At 35.9% G+C, this 15,457-nt stretch carries 15 protein-coding genes; 10 read left to right on the forward strand and 5 right to left on the reverse strand.

Going from position 1 to position 15,457, the window contains the following annotated elements; all coding sequences use genetic code 11:
- Positions 1-82 precede the first annotated feature (82 nt).
- Together ACTJIP_RS14000 and ACTJIP_RS14005 are read right to left on the reverse strand one after the other, a co-directional pair.
- Positions 83-658 (reverse strand): Crp/Fnr family transcriptional regulator, encoded by a 576-nt coding sequence (locus ACTJIP_RS14000; protein ID WP_077417749.1) that lies wholly within the window; start codon positions 656-658, stop codon positions 83-85.
- A gap of 66 nt (positions 659-724) precedes the next feature.
- Positions 725-1,366 (reverse strand): cysteine hydrolase family protein, encoded by a 642-nt coding sequence (locus tag ACTJIP_RS14005; RefSeq protein WP_440704730.1) that lies wholly within the window; start codon positions 1,364-1,366, stop codon positions 725-727.
- Positions 1,367-1,740: 374 nt separating this feature from the next.
- On the opposite strand from ACTJIP_RS14005, the gene ACTJIP_RS14010 reads away from it, so the two are divergent.
- The 5 genes from ACTJIP_RS14010 to ACTJIP_RS14030 all read left to right on the forward strand — a co-directional run bounded on the left by ACTJIP_RS14010 (position 1,741) and on the right by ACTJIP_RS14030 (position 8,194).
- Positions 1,741-4,302 carry an FtsK/SpoIIIE family DNA translocase gene (locus ACTJIP_RS14010; RefSeq protein WP_077417753.1) on the forward strand — a complete coding sequence of 854 codons (2,562 nt, stop codon included), beginning with the start codon at positions 1,741-1,743 and terminating at the stop codon, positions 4,300-4,302.
- A 63-nt stretch (positions 4,303-4,365) separates the two neighbouring features.
- Positions 4,366-5,013 carry a LolA family protein gene (locus tag ACTJIP_RS14015; RefSeq protein WP_219072635.1) on the forward strand — a complete coding sequence of 216 codons (648 nt, stop codon included), beginning with the start codon at positions 4,366-4,368 and terminating at the stop codon, positions 5,011-5,013.
- Between the two features lie 110 nt (positions 5,014-5,123).
- On the forward strand, positions 5,124-6,581 hold the full coding sequence (locus ACTJIP_RS14020) for an LptF/LptG family permease (RefSeq protein ID WP_077417757.1): 1,458 nt from the start codon (positions 5,124-5,126) through the stop codon (positions 6,579-6,581).
- A 108-nt stretch (positions 6,582-6,689) separates the two neighbouring features.
- Positions 6,690-7,481 carry a hypothetical protein gene (locus ACTJIP_RS14025; protein WP_077417759.1) on the forward strand — a complete coding sequence of 264 codons (792 nt, stop codon included), beginning with the start codon at positions 6,690-6,692 and terminating at the stop codon, positions 7,479-7,481.
- Positions 7,482-7,558: 77 nt separating this feature from the next.
- Positions 7,559-8,194, forward strand: a complete 636-nt coding sequence (locus ACTJIP_RS14030) for a hypothetical protein (protein ID WP_440704731.1) — start codon at positions 7,559-7,561, stop codon at positions 8,192-8,194.
- A gap of 88 nt (positions 8,195-8,282) precedes the next feature.
- Here the strand turns inward: ACTJIP_RS14030 and ACTJIP_RS14035 are convergent, their stop codons facing one another.
- Positions 8,283-9,344: a 3-oxoacyl-ACP synthase III family protein gene (locus tag ACTJIP_RS14035; protein ID WP_077417763.1), complete on the reverse strand. Its 1,062-nt coding sequence runs from the start codon at positions 9,342-9,344 to the stop codon at positions 8,283-8,285.
- A gap of 232 nt (positions 9,345-9,576) precedes the next feature.
- Positions 9,577-10,131 carry a ribosome recycling factor gene (gene frr, locus ACTJIP_RS14040; RefSeq protein ID WP_047384743.1) on the reverse strand — a complete coding sequence of 185 codons (555 nt, stop codon included), beginning with the start codon at positions 10,129-10,131 and terminating at the stop codon, positions 9,577-9,579.
- 423 nt (positions 10,132-10,554) lie between these two features.
- Here frr and ACTJIP_RS14045 point away from each other — a divergent pair, with 423 nt between their 5' ends.
- A complete protein-coding gene (locus tag ACTJIP_RS14045; protein ID WP_440704732.1) occupies positions 10,555-11,913 on the forward strand; it encodes a lipase family protein in 1,359 nt (452 codons plus the stop codon).
- 81 nt (positions 11,914-11,994) lie between these two features.
- Here ACTJIP_RS14045 and pyrH read toward each other — a convergent pair whose 3' ends face one another.
- Entirely contained in the window at positions 11,995-12,702 is a 708-nt protein-coding gene (pyrH, locus tag ACTJIP_RS14050; protein WP_077417767.1) for a UMP kinase, read from the reverse strand.
- 167 nt (positions 12,703-12,869) lie between these two features.
- On the opposite strand from pyrH, the gene porQ reads away from it, so the two are divergent.
- The 4 genes from porQ to ACTJIP_RS14070 all read left to right on the forward strand — a co-directional run bounded on the left by porQ (position 12,870) and on the right by ACTJIP_RS14070 (position 15,456).
- Positions 12,870-13,862 carry a type IX secretion system protein PorQ gene (porQ, locus tag ACTJIP_RS14055; protein ID WP_077417769.1) on the forward strand — a complete coding sequence of 331 codons (993 nt, stop codon included), beginning with the start codon at positions 12,870-12,872 and terminating at the stop codon, positions 13,860-13,862.
- Positions 13,863-13,946: 84 nt separating this feature from the next.
- Positions 13,947-14,621 (forward strand): (d)CMP kinase, encoded by a 675-nt coding sequence (gene cmk / locus ACTJIP_RS14060; protein ID WP_180563664.1) that lies wholly within the window; start codon positions 13,947-13,949, stop codon positions 14,619-14,621.
- Between the two features lie 95 nt (positions 14,622-14,716).
- Positions 14,717-15,067: a YtxH domain-containing protein gene (locus ACTJIP_RS14065; protein WP_047384732.1), complete on the forward strand. Its 351-nt coding sequence runs from the start codon at positions 14,717-14,719 to the stop codon at positions 15,065-15,067.
- Between the two features lie 80 nt (positions 15,068-15,147).
- Positions 15,148-15,456 carry a phage holin family protein gene (locus tag ACTJIP_RS14070; protein WP_077417773.1) on the forward strand — a complete coding sequence of 103 codons (309 nt, stop codon included), beginning with the start codon at positions 15,148-15,150 and terminating at the stop codon, positions 15,454-15,456.
- Position 15,457: the final 1 nt, after the last annotated feature.

Raw genomic sequence — 15,457 nt, forward strand, 5'->3', positions numbered from 1 at the left:
ATTAGCAAATAAACAGCTGATTTTCAATAAATAAACTTCAATTATATTACCCGAGAAAAGAAAAAGAACAATAAACCATTTTCTACAATGATATTTTCTTTCTGATTTTACTTAAAAATTCATGGGTAATCCCCAAATATGAAGCAACCTGCTGCTGGGTAAGTTTCTGTTCCAGTCCCGGATATTTTCCAAGAAATTCAAGATAGCGTTTATCTGCCGTTTTACCCGTTAATGAAAGTATTCTTCTCTGCAATGCTACTGAAGACTTTTGGTTCATGATCCTGAAAAGTTTTTCTATCTGAGGCATGGTCTCATACAAAAGCTCTTTGTCTTTTTTGGAAATCATCAATACATCGCTGTCTTCAAGGGCTTCAATATTCAGAATACTCGGAACATTATTGATCAGACTGTCGATATCTGTGATCCACCATCCTTCTATCGCAAAATATAAAGTCTGTTCAAATCCGTTTTCATTCAGATAATAGATTTTGAAACAGCCATTCAGAACAAATCCTTCAAAAAGACAATAATCTCCTTTTTTGAGAACAACCTCTTTCTTTTTAAACTTTTTGTATTCAAATGGCTTTACAAACTGTTTAAAATCCTCCTGCGAAAGGAGTATATATTGACTAATATTTTTAAGAAGTAAATCGGACATTGTTTTATTTAAGCAAAATAAAGGTATCAAATTATTGATACCTTTACAAAACTATGTTATGTTAAGTTATTTTCCGTTAAAAAAAGCATTGGCACTCGCTATTTGGGCATAAAGATTTCCAAGAGCAGATATTCCCGCCAAAAAAGACCTTTGAACCTCCGCAGCTTTCACCACTTCCCCATTAAGCTCCCTGTTTCTGGTGGCTGTAGCATCTCCGATAATTGTATTATGAAAACCGTAGTCGAAAGCGGCTCTGGTAGTTGCTTCTACACATACATCCGTCATCATTCCTGTAATTACCAGATTTTTGATTTTCTTTAACTGAAGATAGTCCATGAGATCCGTTTCTCTAAAGCTGTTGGGAAAATGCTTGGTGATTATTTTTTCATCCTCTTTAGGTAAAACCAACTGATTAATCTTGGCTCCATCCGTATCCGGAAGAAAAAAAGTGGCTCCTTCATTCGTTGAGATATGCTTGATATGAACGATAGTCAGATTATTTTTTCTGAAATATTCTAAAATCCTCTTGGTATTTTCTCCAGCCTGCTCAGCCTTTTCCAATGTCATTTTTCCTCCGGGGAAATAATCATTTTGTACGTCGATAATTAATAATGCGGTGTTTTCCATTTTTTGTTTTTGTGCGTTCATTGTAATCAGTGAAATAAATATCAGACCTAAAGTCAGAATAGTTTTGAATGTGTTTTCCATGTGTGAAATTTTCTGAGACAAAATTATAGTTGTTTTAAATCCTGACCTTTGAACTAGTTCAAAAAACACCCCTGATCTTAAATAATATCAATCATAATTTTTAATATTATTATTTTTTTCATTTCTCTATATTTAGATCAGAAATTTTATTATCTTTTTTAAAGAAATGTAAATATGGATTAGTTAATATTATTTAACAGCATCAGATTTGCATAAACAAAAAAAATAGCCCTATTTTTATTTTATAATTGCGAACAATATTTTTTAATCAAATTTTAAATAATCGTTGTAAAAAGCGGGATTTCCAAAATATTTTTTGGAGAAAAAAGATTCTTTTAGTGTTGAAAAAACATTAAATTTGCGACATTGATATTATGGATAAAAAGACACAAAAAAAACAGACTGAATCGCCTGAAGCAGGCAAAATTTTATCTAAGCCGCGTATTTTTTCCGGGCTTACTTTTATACTTTTATCGGTTGTTCTTGCATTCTCATTCATTTCTTATTTAATGAACTGGAAAGCAGACCAAAGCCAGGCAGGAACAATGCTGGACAAGAGTATAAAATCTTCCAATATCTTTGGCAAGGCTGGTGATTGGCTGGGGAATATTTTCATTTTCGAAAGTATTGGTATTGCTTCATTCATCATTGCATTTTTATTTCTTGTAGTCGGCACACTGATTCTTAAGAAGAAAATCTTCAAACCATGGAAAACCTTCGGGCACTCTTTATTCTTTATCTGCTGGCTTCCGATTTTTATGGGAGCACTTACGAAAGGGCAAGGTGTTTTAGGAGGAGTGTATGGATATCAGGTTATGGATTACCTTAATTCTATTATTGGAACGGTAGGCCTATGGACTGTATTAGTGTCAAGCATTCTTTTATATTTTATTCTTGAATTTAATCTTCGTCCAAGTTCTATCAAAGCAAAGCTGGATAAGATCAATGAAAATACTATTGGAAAAGTAAAATCTATGATTCCTGATTCTGATGATGATTTCGAGGCAGATGAGGAGTTGAAAGAAGAAGCTGAAGAAGTTGAAGAAACAGCTGCATCCCGGGTTACGGTAAGTGATGTTACCAATAGCACTTCCAATAATTCAATCAATACTGTGAGAGAACCAGAACCTGTAAGCATTCCAAAAGGATTTCCAGAAGTTCCGGTTTCAACCGATATAGAAACTATTACGACTCCTAACCACACTTCTTTTGAAGCGGAGCCGGTAAGTTTAAATCTTTCTGCAAAACCCATTGTTCCGGTTTCTACTCCGGAAGAAGCATTTGATATCAGACCATCTGCTCCATCTTCCGCTGTAAACACTGCACCGGCACAGGAAAATATTAAATTCAATATAGAAGTAGCTCCTGTAATTGACATTCTGGACGATTCTGAGAAGCAATCACAGGAACTTGTAGAAAAACACGGTTTGTATGATCATAAGCTGGATCTGGCTAAATTCCAAATGCCGCCTGTAGAATTGCTGAAGGACTATGGCAGTGAAGAAATTTCCATCAATAAAGAAGAATTAGAAGAAAATAAAAATAAGATCGTTGGACTTCTGAAAAACTTCAACGTCGGAATTGCAGAGATCAAGGCAACAATTGGTCCTACTGTTACATTATATGAAATTGTACCGGAAGCAGGAATCCGGGTAGCTGCTATTAAAAAACTGCAGGATGATATCGCATTGAACCTTTCCGCTTTAGGAATAAGGATTATTGCTCCAATGCCTGGAAAAGGAACAATTGGTATTGAAGTACCAAGAAAAAATCCTACAATGGTTTCTATGCGCTCTGTAATTGCTTCTCAGAAATTCCAAAATACGGATATGGATCTTCCTGTGGTTTTCGGAAAAACAATCTCTAATGAAATTTTCATGGCCGATCTTTCAAAGATGCCTCACTTATTGATGGCCGGAGCAACAGGTCAGGGTAAATCTGTAGGGATTAATGCCATTCTTACTTCCCTTCTTTACAAAAAACATCCAAGCGAGCTGAAGTTCGTGATGGTAGACCCTAAAAAAGTTGAACTTTCATTATATTCAAAAATTGAAAGACATTATTTAGCGAAACTGCCGGATGCAGAAGAAGCAATCATTACAGATACCAATAAAGTAATCAATACCCTGAACTCTCTGTGTATTGAAATGGATACCCGATATGACCTTCTTAAAAATGCTTTCTGTAAAAACTTAAAAGAATACAATAAGAAATTTGCAGAAAGAAAGTTAAACCCTGAAAACGGTCACCGCTTCTTACCTTACATCGTATTGGTAGTAGACGAGTTTGCAGATTTGATCATGACAGCTGGAAAAGAGGTTGAATTACCAATTGCCAGACTGGCACAGCTTGCCAGAGCCGTAGGTATCCACCTTATTGTAGCAACACAGAGACCGTCTGTAAACGTAATTACAGGGATGATCAAGGCCAACTTCCCTGCGAGAGCAGCCTTCAGAGTAATCTCCAGTGTAGACTCCAGAACCATTCTTGATTCTCCGGGAGCAGACCAGCTGATTGGTAAAGGAGATATGCTTTATTTCAACGGAAATGAGATCCTGAGACTTCAGTGTGCTTTCGTAGATACACCAGAAGTGGAAAGACTTGCTGAATTTATCGGAGAACAGAAAGGATATGCTTCTGCATTCTTACTTCCTGAATATGTTTCTGAAGACTCTACAAGTACAGTAGGTGCTTTTGACCCGAACGAAAAAGATGCTCTTTTTGAAGATGCAGCCAGAATTATTGTTTCCACTCAGCAGGGATCTACCTCAATGCTTCAGAGACAATTGAAACTAGGCTATAACAGAGCAGGAAGAATTATGGATCAGCTTGAAGCCAGCGGTATTGTTGGAGGCTTTAACGGAGCTAAAGCAAGAGAGGTTCTGATCAGCGATCTTCATTCTTTGGAACAGTTTTTGGAAGATCTGCGTAGTTAAGGGAAAAATCGAATGATTTAACCTTTCCAAATTAAAAATGTCTAAAGATTATTAAATAAAAAAATGAAAAATATTATTTCAAAAGTTATATTAGGAAGTTTTGTTGTAGGTGCAGTAGGTATGGCCAATGCTCAGAAGATTGATGCTAAGGCTAAGAAGATATTGGATGATATTACAGCCAACTACAATTCTAAAAAGAATTCTTACTTCAAATTTTCTTTTGGAAGCGGCCTTAACGGGCAGGTTACGAAAACAGAACCGGGTATTTATTACGTTGCGGGAGAAAAATACAAACTGAAGATTATGGATACAGAACAGATCTTCGACGGAAGCAAGATTTACAATATCAATGCAGATGATATGGAAGTAACAGTCGCTAAGCCCAACGGAAGCGGTACCATGTTCTCCCCTATCAACTACCTTACGACTTACAGAAACGATTATAATGTAACTTATAATGGTAAAAAGATGGTCAATGGTGTGAATGCTGATTTTATTAAACTTACTCCGGTAAAAGCAAATGGAATACAGTTCGTATATATTTTTGTAGATTCTGCGAAAAAGCAAATGGTAAAACTGGAACAACACGGAAACAACAAAGATGTGGCAGTAATTGCGATAAAAGAATACAAAGAAAATCAGCAGCTGGATCCTAATATGTTTGTTTTTGACAAAAATAAGTTTAAAAATTACGTAATTACAGAACTTTAAAAAGCTGAAAGTGAATTGGCAAATACGCAAATTTGCTTTTTAAGTTAAAAAATTAACAAAATATAAAAAGCCACAAGTAAACTTTGTGGCTTTTTGATTAATTTTGGCGCATGGTAAAAATACTAGACCGATATATCATAAAAACCTTCTTTGGACCGTTTTTCTTTATATTCAGCGTATTGTTTTTCATTTTTATTGTAAACATTATCTGGGTTCAGCTAGGGCAATTTATGGGAAAAGGATTAAGCTACTGGCAAATCCTTAAACTTCTTTTTTATCTTGGAGTAAACGTTATAAGCATGGTTCTCCCACTGACAATCCTCCTCGCGAGTATTATGTCATTCGGGGAATTTGGAGAACGCTATGAACTTGCTGCAATGAAAGCAGCAGGAATTCCTTTGACCAGGGTAATGACTCCTCTGCTTGGAATTTCAACAGCCCTTGCGATTATGTTGTTTTTCTTCTCCAATAATATTATCCCTGATTTTCAGAAAAAGGCCAAGAACATGCTTTTCAATATTGCCCAGACAAAACCGGCAATCAACTTTACTCCAGGACAGTTTATTGATCAGATTCCCGGGTATATGGTAAAGTTTGATAAAATATATGGGGAAAACGGAGAAAATATTGAAGGGGTTTTTGTACATAAAAAAGCCAATGCTTATGAAAATCAACAATCTGTTGTAGCAGAAAAAGGAAAGTTTGTTCCGGCAGCTAATAAAAATTTCCTGAAACTTGTACTCTATAATGGATATGTCTTTGAAGATGCCTTTGCCGGAAAAGGCGATAATGTAAGACAGAAACAGCCCGATCAGGCTATTAAATTTGATACATTGGTTTCCCACTTTGACATCAGTGAAATCATTAATAAAGCAATCGAAAAAGAGCAGATCACGGATGACTACCGTTTTCAGACCTATAATCAACTTGACGGAACGATTAACAAAAACAAAAAAGACAATAAGCAGTTCTTTGACAATATCGGTTCCGAGGTTCTTAACCAGACCAATTCCGTTGTAACTTATATGGATAAGGGCAACAAGCATAAAGTAGCTCCAAAAACACAGATCAAACTGGATACGGTAAAAGGAGACAAAAAGCTGGAAATCATTTACAACTCTTACAACAGGCTGGATAATCTGAAGTCTACACTGGAGTCTAAAAAGAATGAATACAGTTCCAATGTAAAATATTTCAGCAAGGTTGTCATTTATCAGCAAAGGATTGTAGCGTATTCGGTGACCTGTATTATCTTCTTCCTGATTGGAGCAAGTTTAGGTTCTATCATCAGAAAAGGAGGAATGGGACTTCCTGTAATCATCGCCATTGTGATTTTCATTATCTTTTATGTAATGAATGTTGGGGTAGAAAACATGTCCTGGAGCGGGAAAATGAATCCTTATCTTGCAGCGTGGCTTCCTAACCTGATCCTTCTTCCTTTTGGAGTTTGGATGACGTATAAAGCCCTTACAGATTCGCAATTATTTGATGCTGAAAAATACAAAGCATTATTCAAGCCTATCACCAAAAGGTTTACAAAAAGTAAAGAACATCAGAGATATCAATAATTCTGGTATCAGTAATAAAAGTAAAAAGCTCCGATTTTTTTCGGAGCTTTTTTGTTGAGTTATTTTGGATATAAAAAATTATATTTGCCGAAGTTAAAAAACAATACCATGAAAAAATTACTACTTATTGGCCTATTCGGTCTTGTTTCGCTGAACACCTATGCCCAGGAACAGGATGAAAACGGAACCTACAACGGTGAAAAATACGGATACATTATTGATAAAAGCGGAAAAAAAACTGAAGGTGTCGTTCATTTGCATGGAGGATACTCCAGCCCATGGCAAAATCAGTTAAAAGTAAAATTTGCAGCCATTGCAGATATTGATAAAGTAAAAAACAAGATCAAGTTTAAAACGTATGACACAGACGATATCAAAGAATATATGCTGTATGAAGGTGATACTCCAAGAATTTTTAAATCAGTTAAATATTCGAATATGAGAGAAGCCCTCAACAGTTCAGAAAGCACAACAGGTTTGGCAGCCGGGTTTAAAGCGATCAATAATCTTTCAAGAACAGATCAGTTTGCAGAAGTGGTAACGGAGGGAAAAATTACGGTTTATAAACTGTATGGCTATCCGACAGCTTTTTCAGCAAACAGTACCCAAGCCATCACTTACGCAGAAACAGAAAGATTAAAAGAAAATCCCAATTATATCTTTTCTAAAAAAGGCGGAAAAGTGGAAGAACTGACTCCGGCAAAAGCAAAAATAATCCTTGCAGACTGCCCGTATGTAAAAGCAAAAATTACTAAAGGAGAATATGGTTCTCTTAAAAATGAAGAGAAGAAAAGAACCGGTCTTGGGAAGTTCATTAGAGATGAAATCAGCAATTCAACAGTAGACAAACTTTCAATTATCAATGAAGTGATTTATGATTACAATGAAAATTGCAAATAAAAAGTAAGGCTTTCAATTGAAGGCCTTTTTTGTACCATTATTTTGTATTTTTATCCAGCCACCAAACTATTTATCTTATGAAAATCCTATTTCTCACAGCAGGTTTATTTCTTGTTTTTTCATGTAAAAATGATAAGGCAGTTCATAAAAAACCTGCTTCAATAGACAGTTCTTTCGTAAAAAAGGATTCAGCACAGCCCAACACGGCAGCGGATCCCATTGATCAGATAAAAAAAGAATATGCTGCTCTTCAGATTCAATTGGAGACTAGAAAACTAAGTCAATCAAAGTTTATTTATGATTGTAATGATGAACCTTCAGGTGAAGTCACTTTTCATTCAGACAAAAATGAGATCAAAGTGATAGAGCATTTTTATGCAGAACACAGTCATTTCTCCGGATCTGAAAAATATTTTATAAAAGATGGAAAGCCTTTCTTTATATTCAGACAGGAAACCGTATGGAATTTTGATGGTGGTACTCCGGAAAAACCTATTACTAAAGATGATATTACAGAAACCCGTATTTATGTTCAGCATGGCAAACCCCTGAAATGCCTTGAAAAGAAATACAGTATAAAATCTGATCAAAAAGAAAAAACAGCAGATAATATTCCAAGTAAAGAAGTGCAGTGTAATGCCGATAAATTGCTTACCAACTATCAATCTCTGTTACAGCATAGAGATCAGAAAGGACAAATCAAATGTCTGTAAAAGCAAAAGAGGTTTCCAATAGAAACCTCTTTTTATATTTTAAAACTAAAAATTATGCTTTATAATTTCAGCTTTTTTCATGCTCAGTTTAAAACTTGTAAACAAAGGCATTAATGTTCATTCCTGCCCCTACAGAAGCAAATAATATCACATCATCCTTCTGGATTTTATGATGTTCCAGTTCGTCGTTTAAAATCATAGTCAGCAAAGACGGAATGGTAGCCACACTGCTGTTTCCCAGTTTATGAATAACCATCGGCATTATATTTTCAGGAACCGGTGTATTATACAATTGGTAAAACCTGTTAACAATAGCCTCATCCATTTTTTCATTAGCCTGATGAATAATAATTTTATTCAATTGACTGATAGAATACCCACTGCTGTCCAGACATTTTTTCATGGCATCAGGAACATTTATTAAGGCAAACTCATAAATTTTTCGCCCATCCATTTTGATATATTTTGTATCCGGGCATTTCTCATTGTTGTACGATTTCCCAAAATACAGATAATCTTTCTCCTCAAAGGTATAGGAAGCTGACAAATGGGCCTTTATTCCGGAGTCATCATCGTTGTTCACTTCCAGCACAGCCGCTCCTGCTCCATCAGCATAGATCATACTGTCCCTGTCATGAATATCCACTACACGGGAAAGAGTTTCCCCGCCAATCACCAAGCATCGTTTGGCAATACCGGCTTTAATAAATGCATTAGCCTGTATCACTCCTTCAATCCAGCCGGGGCATCCAAAAAGAACATCGTACGCCACACAGAAGTTATTTCTGATTCCTAACAAATGCTTTACCCTTGCCGCAAGACTGGGAACCGCATCGGATTGAATTGTTCCAAAACGAACATCTCCAAAATTATGGGCAAAAATAATATAGTCTAATGTTTCAGGATCTATTCCTGCATTTTCAATGGCAGCCTTAGCTGCAATAAATCCAAGATCTGAAGTAACCTCTGTACTATGAGCATATCTTCTTTCTTCAATGCCCGTAATTTTTTTTAATTTATCTGTAATAGATGTATTATTTTCTTTTAATAATATCCCCTTTTCATTAAGAAAAATATGCTTATCAAAAAATAGATTGGTTATCATTTCAGATGGTATGTAGTTGCCTACACCAATAATCTTCGTCATCACTTTTAAAATGTTTAATTTCCTGTTTTAAGTTAAGTCTGCAGGAATAATTCTATAAATATAATGAATTAACGCAAATACTCATCAATATATTATGGAATGAGACCTCTTTACGATAAAGTTCTAAACAAAAAAACCAAATACATAGTTTAAAAGCAACAGAACAAGCTTATCTAAAAGAAAAAAAAGAGGCTTTCCATCGAAAACCTCTTTATTATTTTTCAAAAACCCTAAATTATACTTTCATAATTTCAGCTTCTTTTGTCTTAAGATGCTCATCGCAAAGCTTTACATATTTGTCTGTATAGGTCTGAATTTCTTCTTCCACTCCTTTTACAACATCTTCAGAAACTCCGTCCAGTTTTTTAAGTTCTTTCAAACCATCCTGTCTTGCGTTTCTTACAGTTACTTTAGTATTCTCAGCTTCTACTTTAGCCTGTTTTGCAAGCTCTCTTCTTCTTTCTTCTGTCAAAGGCGGAACATTAAGGATGATGTTTTCCCCATTGTTAGAAGGTGCAAAGCCTAAGTTTGAATTGATGATCGCTTTTTCAATCGCATTGATTGCCGTTCTGTCCCAAGGTTGAATAGAGATTGTCATTGCATCCGGAACAGAAACATTTGCCACCTGGTTGATAGGAGTCATTGCTCCATAATATTCTACCATTACATCCTGAACCATTGATGTAGAAGCACGTCCTGCTCTAATTCTTTGAAATGCGTGATCCAGGTGCTTTACAGCTGCATCCATGTCTTGTTTTACAGATTCTAATATAAGATCTAATTCTTCCATTATTATATTAAAGTTTGATAAATTACACATCTATTAATTAATCTGAATATCAATCAGTTAAAATTTACAAATCCTGTAAACATCAGTGTTATTTCACTGTTTAAAACTATTTTTTGCTATTCAGTGCTGCAAAAATAATAATTGTTTTTGAATAATAGGTATTTCACAGATGTATTTTGCGTACTTGTCCTTGCTTTGAAAAAAAGAAGATGGTTTTTAATGATCTTAATTGATGAATTTCAGGTACAAATACCTATAGAATATTTTGGTTATTTCTACTTACCGGTATACCATTTTTAATGGCTTATTTTACTTTATCATTTTAATGAAGTTCTCAATAAAGATTATAATATCACACAAAAGAGAATTTTATGTAAAATAATTCATAATCATTTTATCAACTAATTTTAAACCAATCACATTATGACAAATCCATCTTTAGATGCCTATCAACAAGTATTTGGTATGGCAGGTCTTGCAAACCGTGCGGGAGGCTACAACGGCCTAGGTATCCAATTGCAATTACAGCTTCAGTATGACTTATCTTTTTATTTTAACAATGTTCCTCCTGTTAAAATAATGGGCCAGGAAACGCCTTCAACAGCTGACCCTTCAGTTTTGCCGGTATTAGGAAGCTGGGATCTTGTCTGGGGCCCTGCTTTGATTGAAGAAAAAAATGAAAAGGGTGTTCCTACAGGAGTTGCAGACAATGCATTGTATGTAGCTAAATGTGATGCTGTTGCATTTCCGGGAGGGCCTACATTGCCAACTTATGTTGTGGCCATTGCAGCTACTAACCCCTCATCGCTTTATGATTGGGAAACAGAAGATTTCTCTGTTTCAGAAGTGGTCAACTGGACAACTTATGATCCCTCCAATTTTACTCCAACACCTTATAATGGCACAGATCCTTATATTTCAAAAGGGACTGCTACAGGAATCGGTATACTTCTGGGACTTGAAAGCCCTCATTCTGCAGCTTCACCGAATACGACACTGCAGCAGTTTCTTGCAGGCTTAAATCCTGAACCCGGTACAGCTATTATATTTTGCGGACACAGTCTTGCAGGAGCATTATCACCTACTCTTGCCCTTTATCTGAAAGAAAATAAAGATCTGAATGCTTTCGGTGTAACGCTTGTATATCCTACCGCCGGACCAACTCCGGGCGAGGCAGCATTTGCAAGCCTGTTCAACAGTAAATTTCCACCGTTACCACCAGGATGGCAGCAACAAGCAGGTACTTACCAAAGCTGGAATACTATGCACTGGAATGATCTGGATGTAGTGCCTCATGCGTGGCCGGTATCAGAACTGGGAAAAATTGCAACAATATATGGTCAGGCTCCTACACATATGACGGCCTCCATATTAAATGCTTTACAGAAGATGGCTATTGATGATTCTTCAAAATCAGGAGCCAGCTATACAAGAATACAAAACCAATCGCTTCCAGGTCAGCTGCAACATTCAAGCAGTTCCTCGATTAGCATTAAAACACCTCCTGAAACTCTACAAGACTATATGCTTCAGTTATCAGTACAACATGTAGGCATGTATAATGGTATTCCTGCAACTGGACCTGATCCTCAGGTGACTGGTCTTATTCTACCAAAGCCGTTGCCCAAACCAGCCGTTGTGAAACTGGTACCGGGAGTAACTGCTGTCACCGAGTTTGAAATGATCATGAAAATAATCAATCAGATCATTGAATGGATTTTCTCTAATTACACTTTGGTTGAAAAGGAAAATGCCACACAAAATATTGAGGCAGACAAATAGGTGTTAAAACTATTATAAAAATAAAAACACCTGTCACGATAATCGTGGCAGGTGTTTTTTATATTTTTCTACTAAAATTGATTATAAATTAACCAATGTACCTACATTTTCTCCGTCTACAATTTTTGACAGGTTACCGTCTTTATTCATATCGAATACAATAATTGGCAACTTGTTTTCGTGGCTCAAGGTAAAGGCAGTCATATCCATTACCTTAAGGTTTTTTTCAAATACTTCATCAAAAGATAATGAATTGTATTTTACAGCATCAGCATTTTTTTCAGGATCGCTGTCATAGATTCCGTCTACTCTTGTTCCTTTTAAGATCACATCAGCTCCAATTTCGATTGCTCTTAGAGTAGCCGCTGTATCTGTAGTAAAATAAGGGTTTCCTGTACCTGCTCCGAAGATTACGACTCTTCCTTTTTCAAGGTGTCTTACAGCTCTTCTTTTGATGAAAGGTTCAGCTACTTTATCCATTTCGATAGCAGACTGAAGTCTTGTTTTGATTCCTGCATCTTCCAATGCTCCCTGCAATGCCATACCATTGATTACAGTTGCCAGCATTCCCATATAGTCTCCCTGCACTCTGTCCATACCTTTTGCAGCTCCTGCAACACCACGGAAAATATTTCCTCCTCCAATGACGATCGCAACTTCACAGCCTTTTTCGACTACTCTCTTGATCTCAACGGCATATTCCTGCAGTCTTTCGGTATCAATACCATATTGTCTGTTTCCCATTAAGGCCTCACCGCTTAGTTTCAGAAGGATTCTTTTATATTTCATCTTTTATTTTTAGTAACTTTTTATTAGTATGGGTTTCCCCTGAATTTGATTTTGCAAATATAATCATTAAAGATATTGATGAAAGAAAAATATTTAAATAGAAATAATGTAAGAAATATTTTGAAAAGTACGAAAAAGGATTATTTTTGCATTAATTATAAATTGAGTTGAAGAAAATTATCATTTTTTCATTATTTCTATCAGGAATTGTTTCTTATGCGCAAACAGGAACAAATGTTTATCCGTTCTTAAATGTACCTGTATCTGCAAGACAGGCTGCTTTGGGTGGTGATGCAATTTCGATAAGAGATTATGATGTTTCCTTTGCTATTGCAAACCCTGCCCTGTTAAATAGAGATTCTGACAAACAGCTTTCTGTAAACGCAACAGCTTATCTTGCCGATTCAAAATACGGAACTATTGCTTATGCCAAAGACTTTGAGAATGGCCATATGGCTACCATCAACGCCAGGTATATGAGCTATGGAAGTACACCGAGAACGGACGAAAGCGGTTTCGAAAACGGAGAATTCAAGGCTTCGGATGTAGCCATTGGTGCAGGTTATGCCTACCAGTTTGAAGAAGACTGGACGATTGGTGGAGGGCTTAATTTCGTTACCTCAAAAATTGACAACTATACTTCTTCCGCAATTTCAGGAACAGCGGGAGTTACCTATCATAATAAAAAGAACAAAGAAGTAGTTTCTCTTGTGATGAGAAATTTTGGTTTTCAGCTGAAGTCATTCAATGGAACAAGAGAGAATCTTCCTTTCAGAATTGATCTTGGGTATACCAAAATAATCAAGAACTTCCCTCTTGCAATTACTATTACAGCGCATGATCTTCAGAAATTTGATATTTCTTCAGAATATAACCTGGACGGACAGAAAGTGAATGCCGGCAGAAAAATAGCAGATCACTTTTCATTGGGAGCTGAATTGTTTCCGGAAAAAAACTTCAACATCCGATTGGGATATAATGTAAAAAGAGGAAATGAGCTGGCAGTTGCAGATCAAAGAAACTTCTCCGGACTTTCTGCAGGATTTGGAGTAAAAGTTTCCAGATTCCGCATAGATTATGCTCATGTAAGATATCACAACTCTTCCAATGTCAATCAGATAGGAATTTCCATGGACCTTTCCAGCCACAGAGGAGAGTAATCTTTTCGGCTGAAATTTTCTTAATTATTCTGAAATTTTCTTACTTCCTCTTGATTTTTAAGAAAAAATCTTGAAATTTGCAGTATGAAAAAACCTGTAATTGCTATCGATGGGTACTCGTCTACCGGAAAAAGTTCTATCTCTAAAATCATTGCAGATAAACTGGGACTTATTCATATGGACACAGGAGCTCTTTACCGAGGAGTTACCTGGTATGCATTGCAGCATTGTCTGGACGAAAATGGAGGAATTGATCTGAATACATTATTCTCTTCCTTAGACCAGATCCGCCTTGAGTTTAAAAACAACGACGGAACACTTATCCTTTTCCTTAATGACACGGATATCTCCAAAGAAATCCGTACCAATATAGTATCTGACAATGTAAGCCTTGTTGCCAAACAAAAAGAAGTAAGAGACTTTTTGCTTCAGTCACAGCGCACTTTGGCAGAAAAAGGAGGTGTCATTATGGACGGACGTGACATTGGGACAGTAGTTCTGCCAAATGCGGACTATAAATTCTTTCTTACTGCCAGTATTGATGAAAGAACCAGCAGAAGGTTCCTGGAACTGCAAGGTATGGGAATTGAAGCAGATAAAGAGCAGGTAAAGCAGAACCTTATAGAGCGTGATAAGATTGACAGCGAGCGCGAAATAGCCCCTTTGAAGCAGGCTGAAGACGCTATCGTTATTGATAACTCAGAATTGACCAAAGAAGAAACTATTGAACTTATTTTATCTCACATCGAAAAGATTTAACAATTTTTAATAGGCCTCAAGCCCCCTTTGGTATACAAATTGTAAGTTTTATTACTGTAAAAACTAATCTATTATTAATTATTAAAAAACTTAAAATGTCTAGAAAAGGAAATAATACAGCAGGTATATTGGCAGGACTTCTTGCAGGTGCTGCGGCAGGTGTAATCTTAGGAATGCTTTATGCACCGGAAGAAGGTAAAGAAACCAGAAAAAAAATAAAGGATAAGGCAAATGATCTTAAAGATCAGGCTAAAAATAAATACGGAGAGGTTTCTGAAAAAGTAAAAGACCAATATGGCAATATTTCTTCTACTTTCAAAGAAACTGCAAACAGCGTAGCACATACTGTGAAAGACGGATATGACAAATATAAAGATCAAATTGTTTCTAAAACTGCAGATTTGGCAAAAGATGTAGAAGCAGAACTGAATGATCTGAAAAAATAAGTAATTTATCTTTTTTAAGTAAATTACAGAAAGGAACTTTTGTGCAAAAGTTCCTTTTTTTGTAACTTTAAAAAAAAACAATGATAGAAACTATTAAAGAATACGCCTCCAAGAGAATAGATCTTCTGAAAATTGAAGCGACTGAAAAGTCGTCCCTTTCTGCCGGGCTCATTACTTACTTTGTAGTACTGCTTGTTGCTTTTGCTTTTTTTATTATCCTTTTCAATTTTGGAATCGCTTTCCTTATTGGAAAAGCACTGGATAATTACTCTTACGGATTCTTAATTGTTGCTGCATTCTATGCACTGGTAATGGCATTTGTTGTTGCCTTCAAAACGAAGATCGTAAATGCTGTTGCAGATCAGGTTATTAAATTTTTAAATCATTAAA

Source organism: Chryseobacterium sp. 22543, assembly GCF_052044565.1.
Lineage (GTDB): Bacteria > Bacteroidota > Bacteroidia > Flavobacteriales > Weeksellaceae > Chryseobacterium.

Excerpts from the sequence above, each read along its gene's own strand:
- ACTJIP_RS14000 (WP_077417749.1), bottom strand. The coding sequence starts at position 658 with ATGTCCGATTTACTTCTTAAAAATATTAGTCAATATATACTCCTTTCG.
- ACTJIP_RS14005 (WP_440704730.1), bottom strand. The coding sequence starts at position 1,366 with ATGGAAAACACATTCAAAACTATTCTGACTTTAGGTCTGATATTTATT.
- ACTJIP_RS14010 (WP_077417753.1), top strand. The coding sequence starts at position 1,741 with ATGGATAAAAAGACACAAAAAAAACAGACTGAATCGCCTGAAGCAGGC.
- ACTJIP_RS14015 (WP_219072635.1), top strand. The coding sequence starts at position 4,366 with ATGAAAAATATTATTTCAAAAGTTATATTAGGAAGTTTTGTTGTAGGT.
- ACTJIP_RS14020 (WP_077417757.1), top strand. The coding sequence starts at position 5,124 with ATGGTAAAAATACTAGACCGATATATCATAAAAACCTTCTTTGGACCG.
- ACTJIP_RS14025 (WP_077417759.1), top strand. The coding sequence starts at position 6,690 with ATGAAAAAATTACTACTTATTGGCCTATTCGGTCTTGTTTCGCTGAAC.
- ACTJIP_RS14030 (WP_440704731.1), top strand. The coding sequence starts at position 7,559 with ATGAAAATCCTATTTCTCACAGCAGGTTTATTTCTTGTTTTTTCATGT.
- frr (WP_047384743.1), bottom strand. The coding sequence starts at position 10,131 with ATGGAAGAATTAGATCTTATATTAGAATCTGTAAAACAAGACATGGAT.
- ACTJIP_RS14045 (WP_440704732.1), top strand. The coding sequence starts at position 10,555 with ATGACAAATCCATCTTTAGATGCCTATCAACAAGTATTTGGTATGGCA.
- pyrH (WP_077417767.1), bottom strand. The coding sequence starts at position 12,702 with ATGAAATATAAAAGAATCCTTCTGAAACTAAGCGGTGAGGCCTTAATG.
- cmk (WP_180563664.1), top strand. The coding sequence starts at position 13,947 with ATGAAAAAACCTGTAATTGCTATCGATGGGTACTCGTCTACCGGAAAA.
- ACTJIP_RS14065 (WP_047384732.1), top strand. The coding sequence starts at position 14,717 with ATGTCTAGAAAAGGAAATAATACAGCAGGTATATTGGCAGGACTTCTT.
- ACTJIP_RS14070 (WP_077417773.1), top strand. The coding sequence starts at position 15,148 with ATGATAGAAACTATTAAAGAATACGCCTCCAAGAGAATAGATCTTCTG.